Source organism: Dendronalium phyllosphericum CENA369, assembly GCF_016056275.1.
GTDB classification, from domain to species: Bacteria; Cyanobacteriota; Cyanobacteriia; order Cyanobacteriales; family Nostocaceae; genus Dendronalium; species Dendronalium phyllosphericum.
The window spans coordinates 25962-43354 of record NZ_JAECZA010000028.1; the positions used below are offsets into that span (position 1 = coordinate 25962).

Below are 17393 nucleotides of genomic sequence, written 5' to 3' on the forward strand. Positions count from 1 at the left end.
TTAGACTGTAAAGATTTTTAGTAACATTTGAAAGCGCGAGTATAAAAGAAACAATAATTTGGATTGATGAAGCACTAACATGGTACAGCGCTCGCGTAAGCTGACGGTAAAATCTTTTGGACGCTATCAGCCTCGTGCAGGTGCGGTCAAACGCATCTCTCGCAAACATCGGGAACACGTGAGTTCCGACCCTTCGTGTACTCTTCAAGAACCCTTTCAGGAAACGCAGTTGTCGCCTGAATTGGAAAAACCTTACTTGCTACAACAAGGGGAATTCTCTGTTAGCACAGGCTCGACTATAGAAGAAGTTCGCATAGAGGAAAACCCTCCCGCACAGAGCATCTATAATTCAGTAAAGCCATCCGACGAGGCACTCCCTCCGCAAAAGAAAGGTTGGTTTTCTTCAACGTTGGCGATCGCAATTTTACTGAGTGGAGCCGGCTTAGTTATCGCTTTTACTTGGTTTAGTATTCTTTTTATATTCAATCCAGCACAGATAGGCTGGTTAAATAAATTTTTACCTGAATGGGCGCAAATACCCCTTGGCTATAGCGAACCCCCTCAAACTCTGGAACAAATTCAAGAAAAGTTGAGCAAACAACAACAAATAGCTGGTAATACCCTGGCTTTAGATGACGAGGAAAACTCATTTTTATTGCCAGTCGTTCAGCAGCGTGCTAATTGTCAGTCAGACTGTCAAGAAATTGTGGAACTGAGGGTTTATCAGCGCTCAACTGAGGTGGAGTTTGAATCGCAGTCAGAAAAATACTTTCGTTTGGCGTATTACCTACCTGTAACTGGGCCAGAAGAATCTTTGGCAGTTACTACATCAGAAAACCACAATGCTTTACCTTTAAACACAGTAAAACGCTTTGAAGGCGATGGCGTTTCGCCAGGAATTTGGTTTTCTTTGCAAGGTCAGCGCCAACAAGCAACCAATGCGATCGCTTACGGTCAGATTGTCTACTACAATCCAGGACGGACTAACCTCCAACAGATGTTGTCTTGGACAAATCCCAATGGTCAAGTGCCCAAATGGCAGCAAGTGACTGGTGGTGGTGCAAAAGAATTAGTTATCGATCGAACAGTCGATTTGGAACCGCAGTTAAGCGTTTACCAAGTTAAAAATGTCAAGCTGTACCTCAACCCCATTCAACTAGAAGCAATTTCCCTCCAACCACCAGCCTTGAAGGATTCTGCTTACCAAAATGCCCTGTTAATTGCTCGCAATGGCTTGTGGACACCAGCCTTTGAGTGGTTGGAATCTATCCGAAAACAGCGAAAAGGAGTTTTACCAGCAGCACAAGCGCAAATCGATCTGATTCGCTTGCACGCCCAACTTACTAAAGCCCAAGCCGAGAAAACTTGGGCCAGTCCTAGTCAACAAGTGTTAGCAGAATTGATTGATGGTCGTTGGGAAAAAGCTTTACAGGTGTTTGCACAATCACCGCAAAATAGACAGGAAATTGCCATCCTCCTGAAAGCAGATAGCGGCAGGTTATGGAATCGTACAGTAGCAGCCTTGCGGGTTAAGCCAGATAGACCAGAGGTGCAAGCTTGGGCAGCCCTGATTTTAGCAGAGCAACAAGGGGAAGGCCGGGCTAATTCTTGGTTGAAGGCGCAACCAAAAATTACCAACGCCACCGTTACGTATATTCAAGGTCTGTTAAAACAACTCAATGAAAATCGGCCATCTCAAATTTCTAGTCACCCCAGCCAGCTTGTCGGTACGGTGCAACCGCTGTCGCAAATTAACCCCAAGGAGTGGCTACCAGTACCAAAAGCAGACCTGACACTCAAAGACAAAGAAGTTTGGTATCAGGTAGAAGTGAGTACTTTTAATGACGGCAAACGCTGGCTCAGTTCGCCCTTTGGAAATTTGCGATTACCGAAAGATTTTCCAGGCAAATTTTTATGGGAAACTTTGGGAATTAATATCAACCCGACTGTTCAAATAATTGTTCGACTGCCGAATGGCGAACAGCAAACAACTGCTGCCACTGTTAAAGGAGTACGACTGCAAAATGGAGTGCTACGGCTATTAGCTGCTGGAGAGGCGATTGTTGAGAATCAAAACGAGGAGCGATCGCCAATTCTAGCTTTGACCGATAATACATTAGAGTGGGTGCAGCCATCTCCCATTACCTTATCAGAACTCTATCAGCAAAATCCCCAAGTAGTGGAAAATGTATTATCGACTGTCTGGCACTCCTTACAACAATCAAGTCAAATTTCAGCTGGTGATGTTCCTAAGTTCTTGCAGATTCAAGAGCAAATAGGTCAATGGCCCGTTCAGGTCATTGATTTAACAAACGATAATAAGCCAGAAACCGCGCTCACTCTCTCTCAAGAAGCCGTAGCTTCCTTGAAAGATTTCACAAAAACAACTCCAGAACGCGAGAAAATTCCCTACCGTTCCCGTACCCTGATTTTGTCTGATACTGGTAAGGTTATTTACACGGATTTTCAGAAAAATTCTCAACAAGCATTGACAGCGATCGCCAAAATTTCCAGCGGTCAATCCCTCGCTTTACTAGTTGAGAATGCCAAGAACTACAGTCTCAAGCGCTGGTCAACTCAAAATCAGCGCTTTGAGTAGCAGCCCCTTACTCAAATCCAGACCGGAGTAATCAGGCATTCTCTTCCTAGAAAACTAACCTATTCTTCAGGGTCGCTAGCAGTTTGCCGTTGCTCCTTCAAGTTTTGCAATTGCTCCAACAAAGAATCTACCTCTGCTTGCAAACTTCTCAGCTTGAGTTGCTGGTCGTTTTGGTAACAAGATTTAGTTAAATCACTTACCCAAAGAGTTTGGGAGTGGTATTTGGAAACACTAGATGAATAAGTAGGCATTGCTAAAAGAATTTAAAAATTAACTCACACCTTTGGTAAATATTATAATAATGTAAGTTTAAGGATTGTTAAATGATTGTATATTTTAAATCATTTACTCTAATACATTACTGGTGTTTTTATAAGTGACTGCAATTGGATCGGTTGAGTTCCAGGTGGGGGAGTGAGGGAGATGAGGGAGATGAGGGAGAATAACTTCCGACTTCCGACTTCTGCCTCCTGCCTCCTGACTTGAAAAAGGGTGTGGGGTGTAGGGTGTAGGGTGTAGGGAATATTCCTTTTTCATGTATGGCGATGAAAATTTTTTCATCGGGACTGCCTCCTGCCTCCTGCCTTCATGATGATAAACTGAGCGTTCTACAGAAAATAAAAATTGCAAGTAAGACGCTTGCATTAAAAGAGATAATATTCTTCTGGAATGAAAAATCTGAACAATGGGAACTGAAAACGAGAAATGTATTTTCTTGTTCATTACCCAATACCATATTTGTCTATTTCCAAATCCTTAGTTAAAAAATTTTAAATCCCGTGACTGCAAGCTTGTCTGCCATTAAATCTCATTGCCAACCCTGGCCTGGACTGATAGAAGCCTATCGTGAGTATTTGCCTGTGAGTGAAAAAACGCCTGTTGTTACCTTGTTGGAGGGTAACACTCCGTTGATTCCAGTGCCAGCGATCGCAGAACGTATCGGCAGACAAGTGCGTGTATTTGTCAAATACGACGGTCTTAACCCCACTGGTAGCTTCAAAGACCGGGGCATGACAATGGCAATTTCTAAGGCGAAAGAAACCGGGTCAAAGGCGGTAATTTGCGCCAGCACGGGTAATACCTCCGCCGCCGCCGCCGCCTATGCCAAACGTGGGGGGATGAATGCTTTTGTACTAATTCCTGATGGCTATGTGGCCCTGGGTAAGTTGGCACAGGCGTTACTGTATGGCGCAGAAGTACTGGCAATTAAAGGTAATTTTGACCAAGCACTAGAAATTGTCCGCGAGATGGCCGAAAGCTATCCGATAACTTTGGTAAATTCGGTAAATCCCTACCGCTTGGAAGGTCAAAAAACCGCAGCTTTTGAAATTGTTGATGTCCTAGGTAATGCCCCCGACTGGTTATGCATCCCTGTAGGAAATGCGGGAAATATCACAGCATATTGGATGGGTTTTTGTCAATATCATCAGGCGATGAAATGCGATCGCTTGCCTCGGATGATGGGATTCCAAGCAGCAGGTGCAGCTCCTTTAGTGAACGGTAAACCAGTAGCCCATCCCGAAACCTTAGCAACAGCAATTCGCATTGGCAACCCAGCTAGTTGGGAGTTAGCGAGCGCCGCGCAATCAGCAAGCCAAGGCAGTTTCCATGCTGTCACCGATGCGGAAATTCTTGATGCTTATCGACTGTTAGCAGCATCGGAAGGTATTTTCTGCGAACCCGCCAGTGCTGCTTCCGTCGCAGGTTTGTTGCAAGTCAAAGACCAAGTCCCTACCGGAGCAACAGTGGTTTGTGTGCTTACTGGCAACGGTCTCAAAGACCCAGATACAGCTATTAAGCACAGTCACAGTCAATTTAAACAGGGTATTGCAGCTGAATTGGGAGCAGTGGCAGAAGCAATGGGATTTTAAACGCAGTGGCTTAGGGCAAACAGCAAGAATATTTAATACTGCCATCAATGTCACAACCTAACACCGTCACCATAACAGACATTCAAGCAGCTCAAGCCCGTATTGCTGGTATTGCTCATCGCACGCCTGTGCTAACTTCCAGAACAGTTAACGATCGCACCAACAGTCAAGTATTTTTTAAGTGCGAAAATTTTCAACGCACGGGGGCATTTAAGTTTAGAGGTGCGTACAATGCACTAGCACAGCTATCAGCAACACAAAAGCAAAAAGGCGTGCTTACCTACTCGTCGGGAAATCATGCCCAAGCGATCGCTTTGGCTGGACAACTGCTAAATATTCCCACTACTATTGTCATGCCTGAAAATGCTCCTATTGTGAAGCAAACTGCTACTCGCGGTTACGGTGCAGAGGTGATTATTTACAACCCAGAAAAAACTAATCGGGAAGAATTAGCCCAAAATTTAGCAAGCGATCGCGCTTTGACCCTCATTCCTCCTTACGATTGTCCTCATGTAGTGGCGGGACAAGGTACAACAGCTTTAGAACTGATCCAAGAAGTTGGTCAATTGGACTTGTTGTTAGTTTGTTGCGGTGGTGGCGGATTAATTTCTGGTTGTGCAATTGCTGCCAAAGCACTTTCACCAGAATGTAAAGTAATTGGCGTAGAACCAGAACTAGCCGACGATGCAACTCGTTCCTTTCACAGCAAAACTCTGCAAACTGTCCGCAATCCTCCTACCATTGCCGACGGCGTTCGTACTCCCAGCCTTGGTAAAATTACTTTCCCCTTAGTGTTACATTACGTCGATGATATGGTGACGGTATCTGAAGCAGCGATTCTTCGTAGCATGTTTTTCTTGTGGGAACGGCTGAAGATTGTCGTTGAACCCACAGGGGCCTTGGCAGCTGCTGCATTACTAGAAGGTGTGGTGACAGCACCAAGCGCCAAAATTGGTGTCATTATCAGCGGTGGCAATGTAGATTTAACACAAGTAGGTAAAAGGGACTGGTGACTGGGGACTGGGGAGCCAGTCGCGTGCAAAGAGAAGTGCGGTCTTGGGCAAAGCCCAAGTAGAGCAACTTTGGGGAGTTCCCTCCACCCTTGCGAACTGGCGTTAACTGGGTTTTTACTCAGCACTCAGCACTCAGCACTCAGCACTTTCTCTATTCGGAAGCAGAGACAAGAACTTCAGGCTGATAGCGGATGCCAGCTTGTTTGAAGCGATGCAAAGCTTCGCCCAAGCGATCGCAGTCGGCAATCAAACTAATTCTCACATATCCCTCACCTGCAACCCCAAAAGCATTACCGGGAGTAACGACAACGCCTGTTTGCTGCAATACATTCAGGGCAAAATCTGTGGAACCCATGCCGACAGGACACTTCACCCAAAGATACATTGTCGCTTTAGTTTTTGGCACATCCCAACCCAACTGCCCTAACCCTTGAATCAGGAAATCGCGGCGGGTACGGTAGCGTTGTTGCACTTCATGCAAATAAATATCTGGCAGTTGCAAAGCTGTTTCTGCGGCTGTTTGCAAAGCCGCAAAAATCCCATAATCCAAATTGGTTTTTAGCGTCCGCAAACCTTGAATGACATGGCGGTTGCCCACCACAAAACCCACGCGCCAACCAGCCATATTGTAGGTTTTAGATAAGGTGTGAAATTCCACACCAATTTCTTTCGCACCGGGAATTTCTAACAAGCTAGTCGGTTGATAACCATCAAAAGCTAACTCGGCATAACACAAGTCATGCACCAGGAGGATTTCATATTTACGGGCGAAAGCAACGATTTCTTCAAAGAATTCGCGGGGGGCGGTGGCGGCAGTGGGATTGCTGGGATAGTTGAAATAGAGAATTTTGGCTTGTTCGGCAACTTCGTCAGGAATGGCAGCTAAATCAATTAACCAGTCATTTTCTGGTTTGAGAATCAAGCTGTGAATTTTGCCTCCAGCAATTACCGGGCCGCGAAAATGGGCGGGGTAAGCCGGAGAAGGTACGAGAACGACATCGCCAGGGTTAATATAGGCGATCGCCAGATGAGTTAATCCTTCTTTAGAACCGAGTAGCGGCAATGCTTCGCTATCGGGATCGAGAACAACATCATAACGGCGACGATACCAATTAGTTATGGCACGGCGGAAACTAGCAGTACCTTCAAAAGGGGGATAACCGTGATTGGCGGGATTTTGCAAAGCGGCGATCGCAGCTTCTACCACTGGTTGTGGTGTTGCGCCATCGGGGTTCCCCATGCCCAAGTCAATTAAATCTAATCCTTGTTCGCGTGCCTTGGCCTTAAGTTCGTCCAGACGGGCAAATACATAAGGTGGCAATTTCTGTATGCGTTCTGCTGGGACAATCCAATCCAAACTCATTCCTCAACCTCGTCAATTCCCCTTGTCAACACTCGACTTGTGCTATCTCTACTATCTGTGGGTGCGGTAGTAGAAACCATCGCTGCCATTAATTGTTCTAGTGCGACTTTAAATGGTAGTCGATGAATGTCCGAATTAGGTGCTAAAGCAATTTCAGCAGCTGTTTGCAACTCGCTGAGTGTAATGTTGCCCAATCCCAAATCAGCTAATTTTTGTGGCAATCCAATCTCTGCGTAAAACTTTAACAGCTGTTGCCGTGCAGTTGCTGCTAGTTGATTGCCTTGGATCGTTTCTTCTAAACGCAGTTGTACTAAGATACCGTAGGCAACTTTTTCACCGTGAATACTGCTGTGCCCGGAAACATGAGTTAAACCGTTATGTACGGCATGGGCAGCAACGGTGCGGCACTGTGCCCCGCCTAATCCCCCTATCACCCCGGCTAATAAAACGGTAGCATCTACAACTTCTTGCCAAACCTCACTACCTGATTGTTGCAGGGCAACGGTTGACTTTTGCAATAAAATATCTCGCAAAACTCGTGCTTGTTGCACGGCGGCAATAATTAAAGTCTGCTGCAAATGTCCGCTACTAACTGAGGCTTCATACCACTTGGCGATCGCATCGCCAATTCCTGCCACTAATGTACGTTGCGGTGCAGTTTGAATCAAGTCGTAGTCGAGTATTAGTAAATCGGGACAGCGAGATAGGGCGACATCATAGAGAAATGCCCCCTCTGGTGAATATACATTTGATAGGGCACTCCAAGCCGCACAGGTAGCCGCTGAGGTGGGAATTGTCACCACTGGCAACTCTAACTGATGAGCGACTAATTTAGCTGTATCTAATGCTTTGCCGCCACCAACACCAACGATCGCATCGGCTTTATGTTCTTTGGCTGCCTTTTTTAGAGATTTCAGACTCGCTTCACAGCAATCCGCACCATAAGAAGCTTGGGCAGGATGTAACTGTTGTGCTTCTAAAAGCGGTTGCATTTGCTGGACAGTAGCAATATGCTTACCCGTGACAATTAAGGGACGACTTCCCAAACGAGCAATTTCTGCTACTGCCCCCGACAACACACCAGAACCACGGATAACTTTTGCTGGGGCAACCGCGAGTGTAAATGAAGGACTAGAAGTTTGAGTAGACAAAGTTTGATGAGAAAATAATTGAGTATCCATATAAACTAGTTTGCCAAAACTTGATAATTCTTAATCAAATTGGACTTGTCCCGAGGAATTCTTGTTTCCATTTTGACTTGAGGATGGCGATCGCCTAGGTAAGTTGTCACTCCCAGCAATTTATCGCCCACTACTGGGTTTTAGCCCGCCAATAAAATAAACTAAGCCTTCTGCCAACTGTTCGAGCAGTTTGCTTGTGTGACTTGACTCTAGTAGGGTCTATTAGACTCAAATGCCGAATTATCAAAGTATTGAACAACCGGATATTCCACTAACAATACCACTCTGAGATACTCAGTAAAAGTAATTGGTAGTTTGTCAGTTGTCAGTTGTCAGTAAAAAACAACTGTCAAGCGATCGCTGACTTAATCCATTACTCATTACCAGCATACCGATCGAGTTTTTCTTAAGTGAAATTGGTAAATAATATCTTAATCTAAAAATAATAAATATTGTATAGGGAAATACAAAAAATCTTATGTCATCCTGATAACAGATGACTGATTTTCGATCTATAGGAATATACTTATAAATTAAGAAAGGAACAGTTGTTAATCAAAGCTTCCTAGACAGAAAAAATATTAACTCCAGCAATTAGGAATAGGCGATCGCCAAGTGATGTATACAACACGATGCAATAGGGTAAGAGTAGGGGAAAAGGTTCCAGGGAAAGGGGAAAACTTGATTTAATATCATGTCCGTTTAAAGACTTATCATTTAGACTGACGCAGGGACGCGGGGACGCGGAGATATTTTAATCATAAGTGATTAGGCGGACATGATTTAATTCCTTTTGTGCTTACCCATTTCCCAAGTGTTCCTTTCCCTTATCTTCTTGCTGCTTGCTAACTATCGCTCTTAGGCAGTAGGTTTTGGCAATTGAGCAAATTTTTCTGGATAAATCTCAACTGCCATCTCTGGATCTTCACGCTGGGTTAGCGTTCGCTTAACTTGACCTAAGTAAAGTGGTATAGAAACACCTGGTTCGGGGTGGATTAAGGTACGGGCACGAACCGTCAGATAGTTGTCTCCCCGCGAACCTAAGCGTCCATAAGAATATAAATTACTAGCTGCTTGACGCAGAGTTGCCTCTAGTTGTGATGGTGAAATTTTGGGTGAGGTGGCAATTACTGTCTGTGTTGAGCCATTGTCATAAACTAGAGTGTACTTTAGCGCTCCTGGAATTACAGTGCGACTTAAAGGAACTAATGACAGTGCAAACAACCCAGCAGTTAGCACTAGCATAAAGCCAGTAGTACCTACCAATCGAAAGCGAATGCCCCATTTGAGAATAAAAGCTAGGGCTGCTAAAGCAGCAAATCCCAAGGTGGCAATGCCCGACCATTGGGTATATTGAAGAAAATCAGCTGTTGTGAACATAAGGTTTAGCTACTGAGGCAGCATTTCTTTGATTACTGACACACTCATTTTACAGATTGCTCATACCGTAAGAGAGTATCTAGCAATAAAATATGTCTCTTTAATATTTAGGATGCTAAACCGGAAGAATTCGGGAGTCAGAATTCAGAAGTCAGAATAAATGAGACAACCTGCAAAAATATTTCAATATTTGATAGGTTATTTTGATTTTTAACTGAAATAGCAGTTCTAAATTATCATTCGTGAAAAACGAGATTCCCGATTTTTTAGATAAACGGAAATCTCGGTCTTTCAACAAATCAAGTAAGATTTGTATAGTGCTTAACTGGCAAAAATAGAAATATAAAAGGGCATCTATATTTAGATGCCCGTCATGCAGGAAAACCCAATGGGGTTGTCCCTACACCTTCCCAACTATCAGCAACAGTAGCTAATTTGCAATTAGCCACACTCACAGTCACAAATGTGAATATAGTCATATTATTAATAGGATGCTTTAAATGACTCCAGTGTAACCACTGAAAGTAATGAAGCTGCGTTCAATGCTATTGATAGTCAAAATTACTGTTAAACTAATTTTATTCAGCTACAAATTTTTCGTGTCGTTGGTAGTGATAGACTATTCCACAAATAGCAGACAAAAATACCCAAAATAGCGTATTTACGCGGAAATCAAATAAGGTTACATCTACTGTATTAAATAGTAACCATTCTCCAAAAATGACAAGATAACTAAAAAATATCAATCTATCTTCGGAAGCTATATAGTTGGATTTTTGTAAAAGTTGAATACCTGCAAATAAGATCCAACCAAGTAAGCTAAAAAACAACAAAGTAATCGGTAAACCAGTTTCAGCAGATAGCATCAAAAATAAGTTGTGTGGATGACCCAAGTCGATGTGCATTTGGGCTTTGTAAAGCCCTGTGAAATTACGCAAGCCCCAACCTGTCAAAGGATGCTGCTGAGTCAAAGACCAGGCAAACTCCCATTGGGTTTTTCGCATTAAGGCAATGGGTCTATCTGGATACATATCATCGTTTAACCGCGCCCAAAAGAAAGTAGGAACGATTTGGCGAAAAATTTGAGCAATTGGTGAAGGGGCGAAAGCAGCTAAAAGAACGCTGGCGGCGACAGCAACGACACCGCCCACAAGGATGCGCCAACCTTGGTAAAATGCATAAGCCAAACAAGCAACTATAGCGATCGCCCACCCATTGCGGGAATCAGTTAAAATCAGGGCGCTAAAATTGCCAATTACTGCCACAGTTAAAAAAAGGATAGGGGCTAGAGAAGGAAAAAGTGATTTTTTTCCCCTTTCCCCTTTCCCCTTTCCCCTTCTAGAACGCCATTGTTCTAGCCACAAGCCTAAAGCGAGGGTAAATGCGATCGCTAGATAAGCAGCAAAGATATTGGCGTGCATGAACATTGAAGCCATACGTCCTGGTGGATCTCCTCCAGGTGCGATCGCCCAATCGCAGACAATCCACAAAATTTGTAACTTGAAAGCCCAACCCAAAAACATTTGCCCAAAGCCCATAATTACTACTGGCATCGAAGCGATAACGAAAATCCAAGCGAGATGCCGTAATTGGGCGGTTGTTTGAATTAAAGCACTTAAACCAGCAAAAACTAAGAAAAATGGGAATAAATTAAATAAGCCGAGGAAAGCCTCTGTTTTTTCATAGGCAAACCCAGCAGAAATTATGAGTAATATACTCAAAAGAGCAAATCCCCAATTAAGGGGGCGGCTGATTATTGTGCGGTTTCTTCGCAGCCAAGTTATTAATACTGCAAAACCAATGCTAACAGCCCCCAAAAACGGACTCAATGGAAAAATCAGTAGCCCAATTTGCAGGCAATTCCAAGGTGTTTGTAAATCGGGATTGGGATGGTAAAAAGCTAACTTCAAGCTGGCTCCCAACATTCAGCACGAGTTAAACGAATTTGCGCTAAGGCAAAGATGGTAGGAATGATCCGACCGTAGTTAGTGGCGATCGCTCTCCATCCTAAATCTGCAAAAAACCAAGTCCACATGACTGGGCCTAGGAAGGCAAACATACTGCGAACTGCTCCATAACGAGCTGCACTTGCAGTCATACCCCGCTGTGCCATTTGTAATGCTACATAATTTTGAAACTGTATTGTCGTTGCTTCCGAACCTACAATTGCGGCTTGCTTGGCTACTTGATAGGTAGCAAAGTGTACTGCAAATTGACGGGCAATTTCTTTCAGAACTAGTGGCTGAAGGACAGAAGTAACAGCGATCGCACTACCACCTTTGAAAATTAATCCCAAGGGATCGCGCTGCAATAGAAGTGGTAGCGGTTGTTTGAGTTCTGATTTTACTAAATGACGCTGTACCCGCGCAGTTAATTTTTGCTTTTCTTTTTCCGGCAATTTTTTCCACACTTGCCCTAACAAATGTAAAAATACTTCTGCTTCTAAATCAACAGTTGTCAGTTGATTAGAATAAGGAATTTTCAAATATTTACATACTTGAGTTAATGCTTGTCGGTAACTTACCTGATTTGTACGTCCCCGTAACACCGTCATCCCATCTGCTGCCAAAAACCGAAAGCGATTCTCTAGAGCATCTAGCCAAGCTTTGCGGTCTTTACTTTGTACTTCGATAGGTTCGGGTGTCTGAACATAGTCTAAGGGATTAAACTTACGACTAAACAGAATCGCTGTTAAATCCTGTAATTCTTCTTCGGTTGCTAGCTCCAGCGCCGCCCTCAGTTCATCCAATGTCCCTTCCTCCCTTCCGTACACCTTTCCTGTACCCTATTCTACTATTAGCTTTCAGCAGTCATTAGTAATGATTTTGTCCTTTGTTCTGTTGTTAGGCTGTTTTTTAACCTATCCCACTAATAAAACTCTGTTAATTCAGATGTGAATTGTGGCTAGAGCCAGAAAAGCATTGCAACAGGCGGAAATTCCTTTCCATCGAACCAGAGTTGGCGATATTTTCGTTGAAATCAAGCCAAACAAAGCTCTTGTTAAAAGTTTCATGAGCGATTCTCATCATTTTTTTGACTTTGTGCTGTTTGCATGCCTATTGCTTAGACTTCTTGCAGAAGTCGGGAAAAGGGGGAAAGGTTTGTTATTTTCCCTTTAACCTTTTCCTTTTTCCCACCTCTTGCAAAAAGAACTTTTGCAAGAGGTCTATTGATGTTGTTAGTTTTTTTGGGTGAAACTGGACAAAGAGTTTTTAGAGCTTTCTGGGCTGGCTATATTGTCAGCTATTTCTATCTAATATAAATTTTTTCAAAGTTTTCACCTAATAATTGGATCTGTCGTTAGACTGATTGCTCGGTGTAGTCGATCGCCTAATATAAGGACTTACTAAATAAATATAAAAAAGATGTAGTTTCAGGGGATACATACTTTAAAAGTCAAAAGGGTATAACAGGGAATGGTAGTTACTTTAATAAGTAATGTAAACAACCAATTTAGTTATACTTTACTTAATGTCTCGTCAGAGTTAAGTTGTTTAATTTAATGCCAGAATTGATCCCTAATAAATAATGCTGCGTTTTGTGTAGGTTTTTGCTAAAACATAAAAAATTTGAAATAATAAAATCTATAGAATAAAACATCAGTGCTTACTAATTATTGAGTGCTGTTTTCAGAAGTCATACTGTCAATTAGTAGAAACTTCAATCAAAATCAGCAGAGCCAGATGTCTGAGATTCTACCAAGGTAAAAATTTAAGTTCAGGGTCGGATCGTCTTATTAGTTAAATACTTCTAAATCGCTGCCAAAAAGGCTTTTACAGGAAGTGTTTATTCTCTGCAAAAATCATTGACTGAATGAAAAAGGAGTTAAAAAAACTTATGAAAACAGTAGTCAATTTAACACAACAAACAGTACTAGGAGAGATTGAAAGCGTTTTAGATACATATCCATATCATCCTTATCAACAAGCTTTTGCAATTCCTGACTTGCGCCAAGAATTAATTGCTTTTGTCCTCAGCCGTATTCCCTGCTTGTATAGCGTGGTCTCTGACGGACAAGTTGCAGTACAAAACTTGGACAAAGAGTGCTTGCTCAACTACAAGTTGCCTCGTAGTCCTTTAGAACAGCAACTACACGTACAAAATTTGATTCACCAAGGCATTTATGCCATTTTTCAAGAAAAGTCAGATTGGATTAGCCATCACCTTAGTGAAAGGGTTCAGCCAGGTAACGAACCATCTCACTGGTTTGGCTGAATTATAGTTAGGAGTTAAACTCATAACTCCTAACTATAAATTCACGTTACACGTGAATTAAGTGCTCGAATCCTTGTAATTTCGTTGGTAGTTCCAAAACCAAGATTTTTAACAAGTTTTGAAACCTTTATGAGACAGAATGCATTTTTAATTCACATCAGGCGTAATTCTTAACTTTTTAAAGGATCGTGTCCCCAGTTCATTAACGAGTAGCGCCAGCGCGTATCTTCAATATCACCTTCAGGTTGCTGTGCTGAATGGCGATGGATGTAACTGACGACTTTTTTCATGTGCGATAAATCATCATCTGTGTAGTCATCTTTTTTCTGTTTCAACAAATCGATGATGCGCTTACCGGATTTGTGTCCGATTGATTCATCGTCATCTTTATTTTGTCCTACAGATTGAGATTCCTCTGTTTGCAACCAAGATTCGATTTCCTTTGCTGACATATTGACTGAGGAATGAAACTCATCTATGACTGATTTAACATCTTGACTCATAACGCTACGTTACTCCTCAATCTTCTCTAAGGCATCAGGTTTATGAGCAGCTTCTTTTCCAGTTTTGTCGCTTTTCACCAAGTACTCTGGATTGTCTTTTGAGGCAGCAACATGATGTCCTTTAACATCTATGGGTGAAGTTAATTTTTTTTCCACCTCACCAGCAGTTTCACCTTGCGCCGTATTCCACTTGACTTTGTCGCCTTTGTTTAATTCTTCTGTCACGGATTTTTCTCTTAGCTATTTTATACCTACTATTATGTTGACGCTGAAGGAAGAATTAATCAGTCGAGGGATATAGAAAGAATTTGAGGAAGTTACCGCAAGTCTGAAGCTGTGGAAAAAGCGTGACTTTTTCCACAGCTTCAGACTTCCCTGAAAAGTCAGCTCTAGGGTGCTAATGAACAATTTTTGCCAGTTTTGTCAAACAATCAGTATGGCGTAAACTAAATCAAGTACAAATAACTAATATTAGAGCTAATTTGTAAACTCAAGTAAAGTAGTTGTCTTGTAAGGGTTTCAAGAGTTTGAGCCAATACATCACTTATTCGCTGAAACCCAGATATAGTAATGAGTTGAGTATCCTTAAGATTTTCTTTACGAATCAGCTCTTACTCTCTATAAATAAGATATTACTTGTGCTTGTAATTGCATTACGCGTCTTTTAATGAGTTATCAGATTGATCTTAAGCTTATTTTCTTCGTTTTTCTAAGTATCCCTTGTACCCAAAGCCACTACCAAAACCTCCGCCAAATATAATAATTATTCTCAAAATTTCCTGATATACAGCTATATCCTTATTTACTAAGAAAATAGTTAAAGAGCCAAAAAATACCAAAAATATAATAATTGTAAATATAGTATATTTCCTAGCTGACTCTGTATCAGCGAAAGCTCTTTCATCATCTTTTTCGACAATATCTAGTATTCGGGAAATATGTTGTTCATTAATTTTTTCCTGAATTGGTGAAACCAATGATGAAGAAGAAATACGTTGCATAGAGAGAGTTGCTTGTACAAATCTCTTTAATTGTGGAGGTAGTTCTTCTAATTCTTCAGAAAGCTTTTCTACATTTCCCACTTCATCCTTTTGCCTTTTTTGTTTTTCGTCCAAGCCTTGTTGAGGTTCATTTTCTTGCTCAGACATTTTATTGATTCCTCATTATACGGGATAGCTCTAACGAGTAAATAGCTGCTTCTGTATCTTCAATTTCTTCTGTGGGAACGGAAAATTTAGAATTTAGAAATTGTATAACTTTACGCTCTATAACCTCATTTACTCGAAACTCTACTTCATTTTCAATAAAAATTGAACAAGCATGATTAACTAGAGTTTCAAAAGCTTTATCGCTAATTTCTCCAGTTGTATGTAGATGTGAAAAATAAGACAATGCACCTTTAAGTTTTTCTACATTTAAGCTAGTAAAGCTATATTGTTTCGAACTAATAGCTTTAAGTCGATCAAACTTAATGTTTATTACTTTCTTTGCTGGCGAAAACATCATAATTATCCTCAACTATGCATTATTTAGTAGAGGGGTGATTTCCTTGAAATACGTAACAAGGTATTAGGATTAGTGGAATTAAAAATCATTGTAGCTAGTTGATTAGTGTTTGCATAAAATAGTGTACTTTGTTATAGTATCGTTTTGCAGGAACTTTGTAAATTTGCTGCAATAATAAAGAAAATCTAAATAACTATTTTAAGTCATACAGCCTGCTGTCAGTTCCTTGTCTGTCTAAGTCTAAGAAGTTGTTTGAAAAGTCTAATTTATTACTTGCCTTTGTGACTAGAAGTTGCGTGCCACTTGCTTCAAGTCGGGGAACCCGCCTAACGCAGTGGCTTGGCTACACATACAAAACCAACCTTCGTAGGTTTTAAAATCTTAATTTTCTATTAGTCCATGTAGGCGGACTTATTTTGTGTAGTAGCAAATTATATTCGCCTAACACTTTTCAAACATCCTCTTAAGCTTCGTAAAATACTTCTGACACCAAATATCTTGCCCTAAAGTTCGGACTTGGTAACAGATAACTTAATATGACTGGTATTGTTAAAACTTTTTCCTCTATAGTTATTAACTCCTCTCTAATACTCCAATTGAAATGCTATTAAAAAGAACAAGCGATCGCTAATTTAGCATGTTCTTCTAGTGTATTTTTATCTAAAGTTTGCACAGAATATTGCGGTGTTACGGCTAGGAGTTTCTCGATTTTATCCTTAGCTGCGTCCACTACTGATTCATCAAGGCTACCCTTGTTTAAAGAATCTACAAAATCTTTCGCAATTTTATAAGTACGTTCCAAAGACGAAGAATTAATATTGCGCGAAACAATAAACAAATCGCAACCAGCATCAAAAGCCTGCGCTATAGTACCACTATTAGTAAACATATCTGAGACAGCTTTCATATCTAGGTCATCAGACACAACCACTCCCTCAAAGCCTAATTCTTCTCGGAGAATTTTTTTGAGGATAGCCTTTGAGAGTGTTGCTGGCACATGAGGATCTATTTTGGGAAATAAGATGTGAGCTGTCATGATTAAAGGAATCTGCGCTTTAATCAAAGTTTGGAACGGTATGAGTTCGCGGATTCGCAAGTCTTCTAAAGTCAGATTGAGTATTGGTAGCTCGATGTGAGAATCTTTGCTAGTGTCTCCATGTCCGGGGAAATGCTTGGCGCATCCGACAATACCAGACTCTTGCAGTCCCAGGTAATAATCTCTAGCACCTTGAGCAGCACTTTCAGGAGTGCTACCAAAGGCGCGAGGCCCAATAACCGGGTTGTCAGGATGGGAAAAAATATCTGCTACAGGGGCCCAAGATAAGTTAATTCCTAGCGATTTGAGTTCTACCGCTGTTGCTTTTGCTACTTCGCGGGAGTGCGATCGCCACAAAAAAGCATAAGGAAATCGCGTAATTGGTAGTGGTGTGCGAATAACACGCCCCCCTTCATGATCTAAAGTCACGAACATGAGTTGACGTTCGGCGTATTGTCGTATCTGGTCATTTAACTGCTTAAAACTTTCCACCCAAAACTCATAAGGTGTGCCATCTAAAAAATTTTTGCCAAAAAAGATGACCCCAACAGGTTTTAATTCGTTGAGAGCGCGTTTATCATCATCGCTTAATGTAGTACCGGAAATACCGAGAATCAGATGATGTCCAAAGCGCTCTAGCTCCTGCGATACTGACATAATGTGTTACCTATGTTTGTGTGGCATTCTACTGAGATTTTTCACCAAGCCCCGTTGGGGCGGGGTGTA

General features: G+C 41.7%; 16 protein-coding genes. 5 read left to right on the forward strand and 11 right to left on the reverse strand.

The genetic code is table 11. The features are described from left to right. Positions 1 to 79: 79 nt before the first annotated feature. Positions 80 to 2599, forward strand: a complete 2520-nt coding sequence (locus I8752_RS09550) for a hypothetical protein (RefSeq protein ID WP_225895548.1) — start codon at positions 80 to 82, stop codon at positions 2597 to 2599. 59 nt (positions 2600 to 2658) lie between these two features. Here the strand turns inward: I8752_RS09550 and I8752_RS09555 are convergent, their stop codons facing one another. Next, entirely contained in the window at positions 2659 to 2850 is a 192-nt protein-coding gene (locus tag I8752_RS09555) for a hypothetical protein (RefSeq protein ID WP_214432075.1), read from the reverse strand. Positions 2851 to 3378: 528 nt separating this feature from the next. Between I8752_RS09555 and thrC the strand changes: the two genes are divergently transcribed. Next, the gene (thrC, locus tag I8752_RS09560; protein WP_214432076.1) at positions 3379 to 4470 is read left to right on the forward strand and encodes a threonine synthase; all 1092 of its coding nucleotides are present in this window, start codon (positions 3379 to 3381) and stop codon (positions 4468 to 4470) included. A 47-nt stretch (positions 4471 to 4517) separates the two neighbouring features. Further along, on the forward strand, positions 4518 to 5483 hold the full coding sequence (locus I8752_RS09565; protein WP_214432077.1) for a threo-3-hydroxy-L-aspartate ammonia-lyase: 966 nt from the start codon (positions 4518 to 4520) through the stop codon (positions 5481 to 5483). Positions 5484 to 5634: 151 nt separating this feature from the next. On the opposite strand, the gene I8752_RS09570 is transcribed toward I8752_RS09565, so the two are convergent. The 5 genes from I8752_RS09570 to I8752_RS09590 all read right to left on the reverse strand — a co-directional run bounded on the left by I8752_RS09570 (position 5635) and on the right by I8752_RS09590 (position 12156). Further along, the gene (locus tag I8752_RS09570) at positions 5635 to 6846 is read right to left on the reverse strand and encodes an aspartate aminotransferase (protein ID WP_214432078.1); all 1212 of its coding nucleotides are present in this window, start codon (positions 6844 to 6846) and stop codon (positions 5635 to 5637) included. After that, positions 6843 to 8027 (reverse strand): iron-containing alcohol dehydrogenase family protein, encoded by a 1185-nt coding sequence (locus I8752_RS09575; RefSeq protein WP_214432079.1) that lies wholly within the window; start codon positions 8025 to 8027, stop codon positions 6843 to 6845. Before I8752_RS09575 ends, I8752_RS09570 begins: the two co-directional genes overlap by 4 nt. Before the next feature lie 858 nt (positions 8028 to 8885). Then, positions 8886 to 9407 carry a Ycf51 family protein gene (locus tag I8752_RS09580; RefSeq protein WP_214432080.1) on the reverse strand — a complete coding sequence of 174 codons (522 nt, stop codon included), beginning with the start codon at positions 9405 to 9407 and terminating at the stop codon, positions 8886 to 8888. A gap of 578 nt (positions 9408 to 9985) precedes the next feature. Continuing rightward, positions 9986 to 11332, reverse strand: coding sequence for an O-antigen ligase family protein (locus I8752_RS09585; protein WP_214432081.1), 1347 nt, complete (start codon positions 11330 to 11332; stop codon positions 9986 to 9988). Then, positions 11314 to 12156, reverse strand: a complete 843-nt coding sequence (locus I8752_RS09590) for a YaaW family protein (protein WP_214432082.1) — start codon at positions 12154 to 12156, stop codon at positions 11314 to 11316. The genes I8752_RS09585 and I8752_RS09590 overlap by 19 nt, the downstream gene beginning before the upstream one ends. Positions 12157 to 12307: 151 nt before the next feature. On the opposite strand from I8752_RS09590, the gene I8752_RS09595 reads away from it, so the two are divergent. Both I8752_RS09595 and I8752_RS09600 read left to right on the forward strand, forming a co-directional pair. After that, positions 12308 to 12526 (forward strand): hypothetical protein, encoded by a 219-nt coding sequence (locus tag I8752_RS09595; protein ID WP_214432083.1) that lies wholly within the window; start codon positions 12308 to 12310, stop codon positions 12524 to 12526. A 718-nt stretch (positions 12527 to 13244) separates the two neighbouring features. Beyond that, positions 13245 to 13622, forward strand: a complete 378-nt coding sequence (locus I8752_RS09600; protein WP_214432084.1) for a hypothetical protein — start codon at positions 13245 to 13247, stop codon at positions 13620 to 13622. 170 nt (positions 13623 to 13792) lie between these two features. Here I8752_RS09600 and I8752_RS09605 read toward each other — a convergent pair whose 3' ends face one another. The 5 genes from I8752_RS09605 to nagZ all read right to left on the reverse strand — a co-directional run bounded on the left by I8752_RS09605 (position 13793) and on the right by nagZ (position 17324). Continuing rightward, positions 13793 to 14125, reverse strand: coding sequence for a DUF3140 domain-containing protein (locus I8752_RS09605; RefSeq protein ID WP_214432085.1), 333 nt, complete (start codon positions 14123 to 14125; stop codon positions 13793 to 13795). 9 nt (positions 14126 to 14134) lie between these two features. Further along, positions 14135 to 14350 carry a hypervirulence associated TUDOR domain-containing protein gene (locus I8752_RS09610; protein WP_214432086.1) on the reverse strand — a complete coding sequence of 72 codons (216 nt, stop codon included), beginning with the start codon at positions 14348 to 14350 and terminating at the stop codon, positions 14135 to 14137. Between the two features lie 467 nt (positions 14351 to 14817). Then, positions 14818 to 15273, reverse strand: a complete 456-nt coding sequence (locus I8752_RS09615; RefSeq protein ID WP_214432087.1) for a hypothetical protein — start codon at positions 15271 to 15273, stop codon at positions 14818 to 14820. A gap of 1 nt (position 15274) precedes the next feature. After that, a complete protein-coding gene (locus I8752_RS09620; RefSeq protein WP_225895549.1) occupies positions 15275 to 15631 on the reverse strand; it encodes a hypothetical protein in 357 nt (118 codons plus the stop codon). 607 nt (positions 15632 to 16238) lie between these two features. Beyond that, on the reverse strand, positions 16239 to 17324 hold the full coding sequence (gene nagZ, locus I8752_RS09625; RefSeq protein ID WP_214432088.1) for a beta-N-acetylhexosaminidase: 1086 nt from the start codon (positions 17322 to 17324) through the stop codon (positions 16239 to 16241). Positions 17325 to 17393 lie beyond the last annotated feature (69 nt).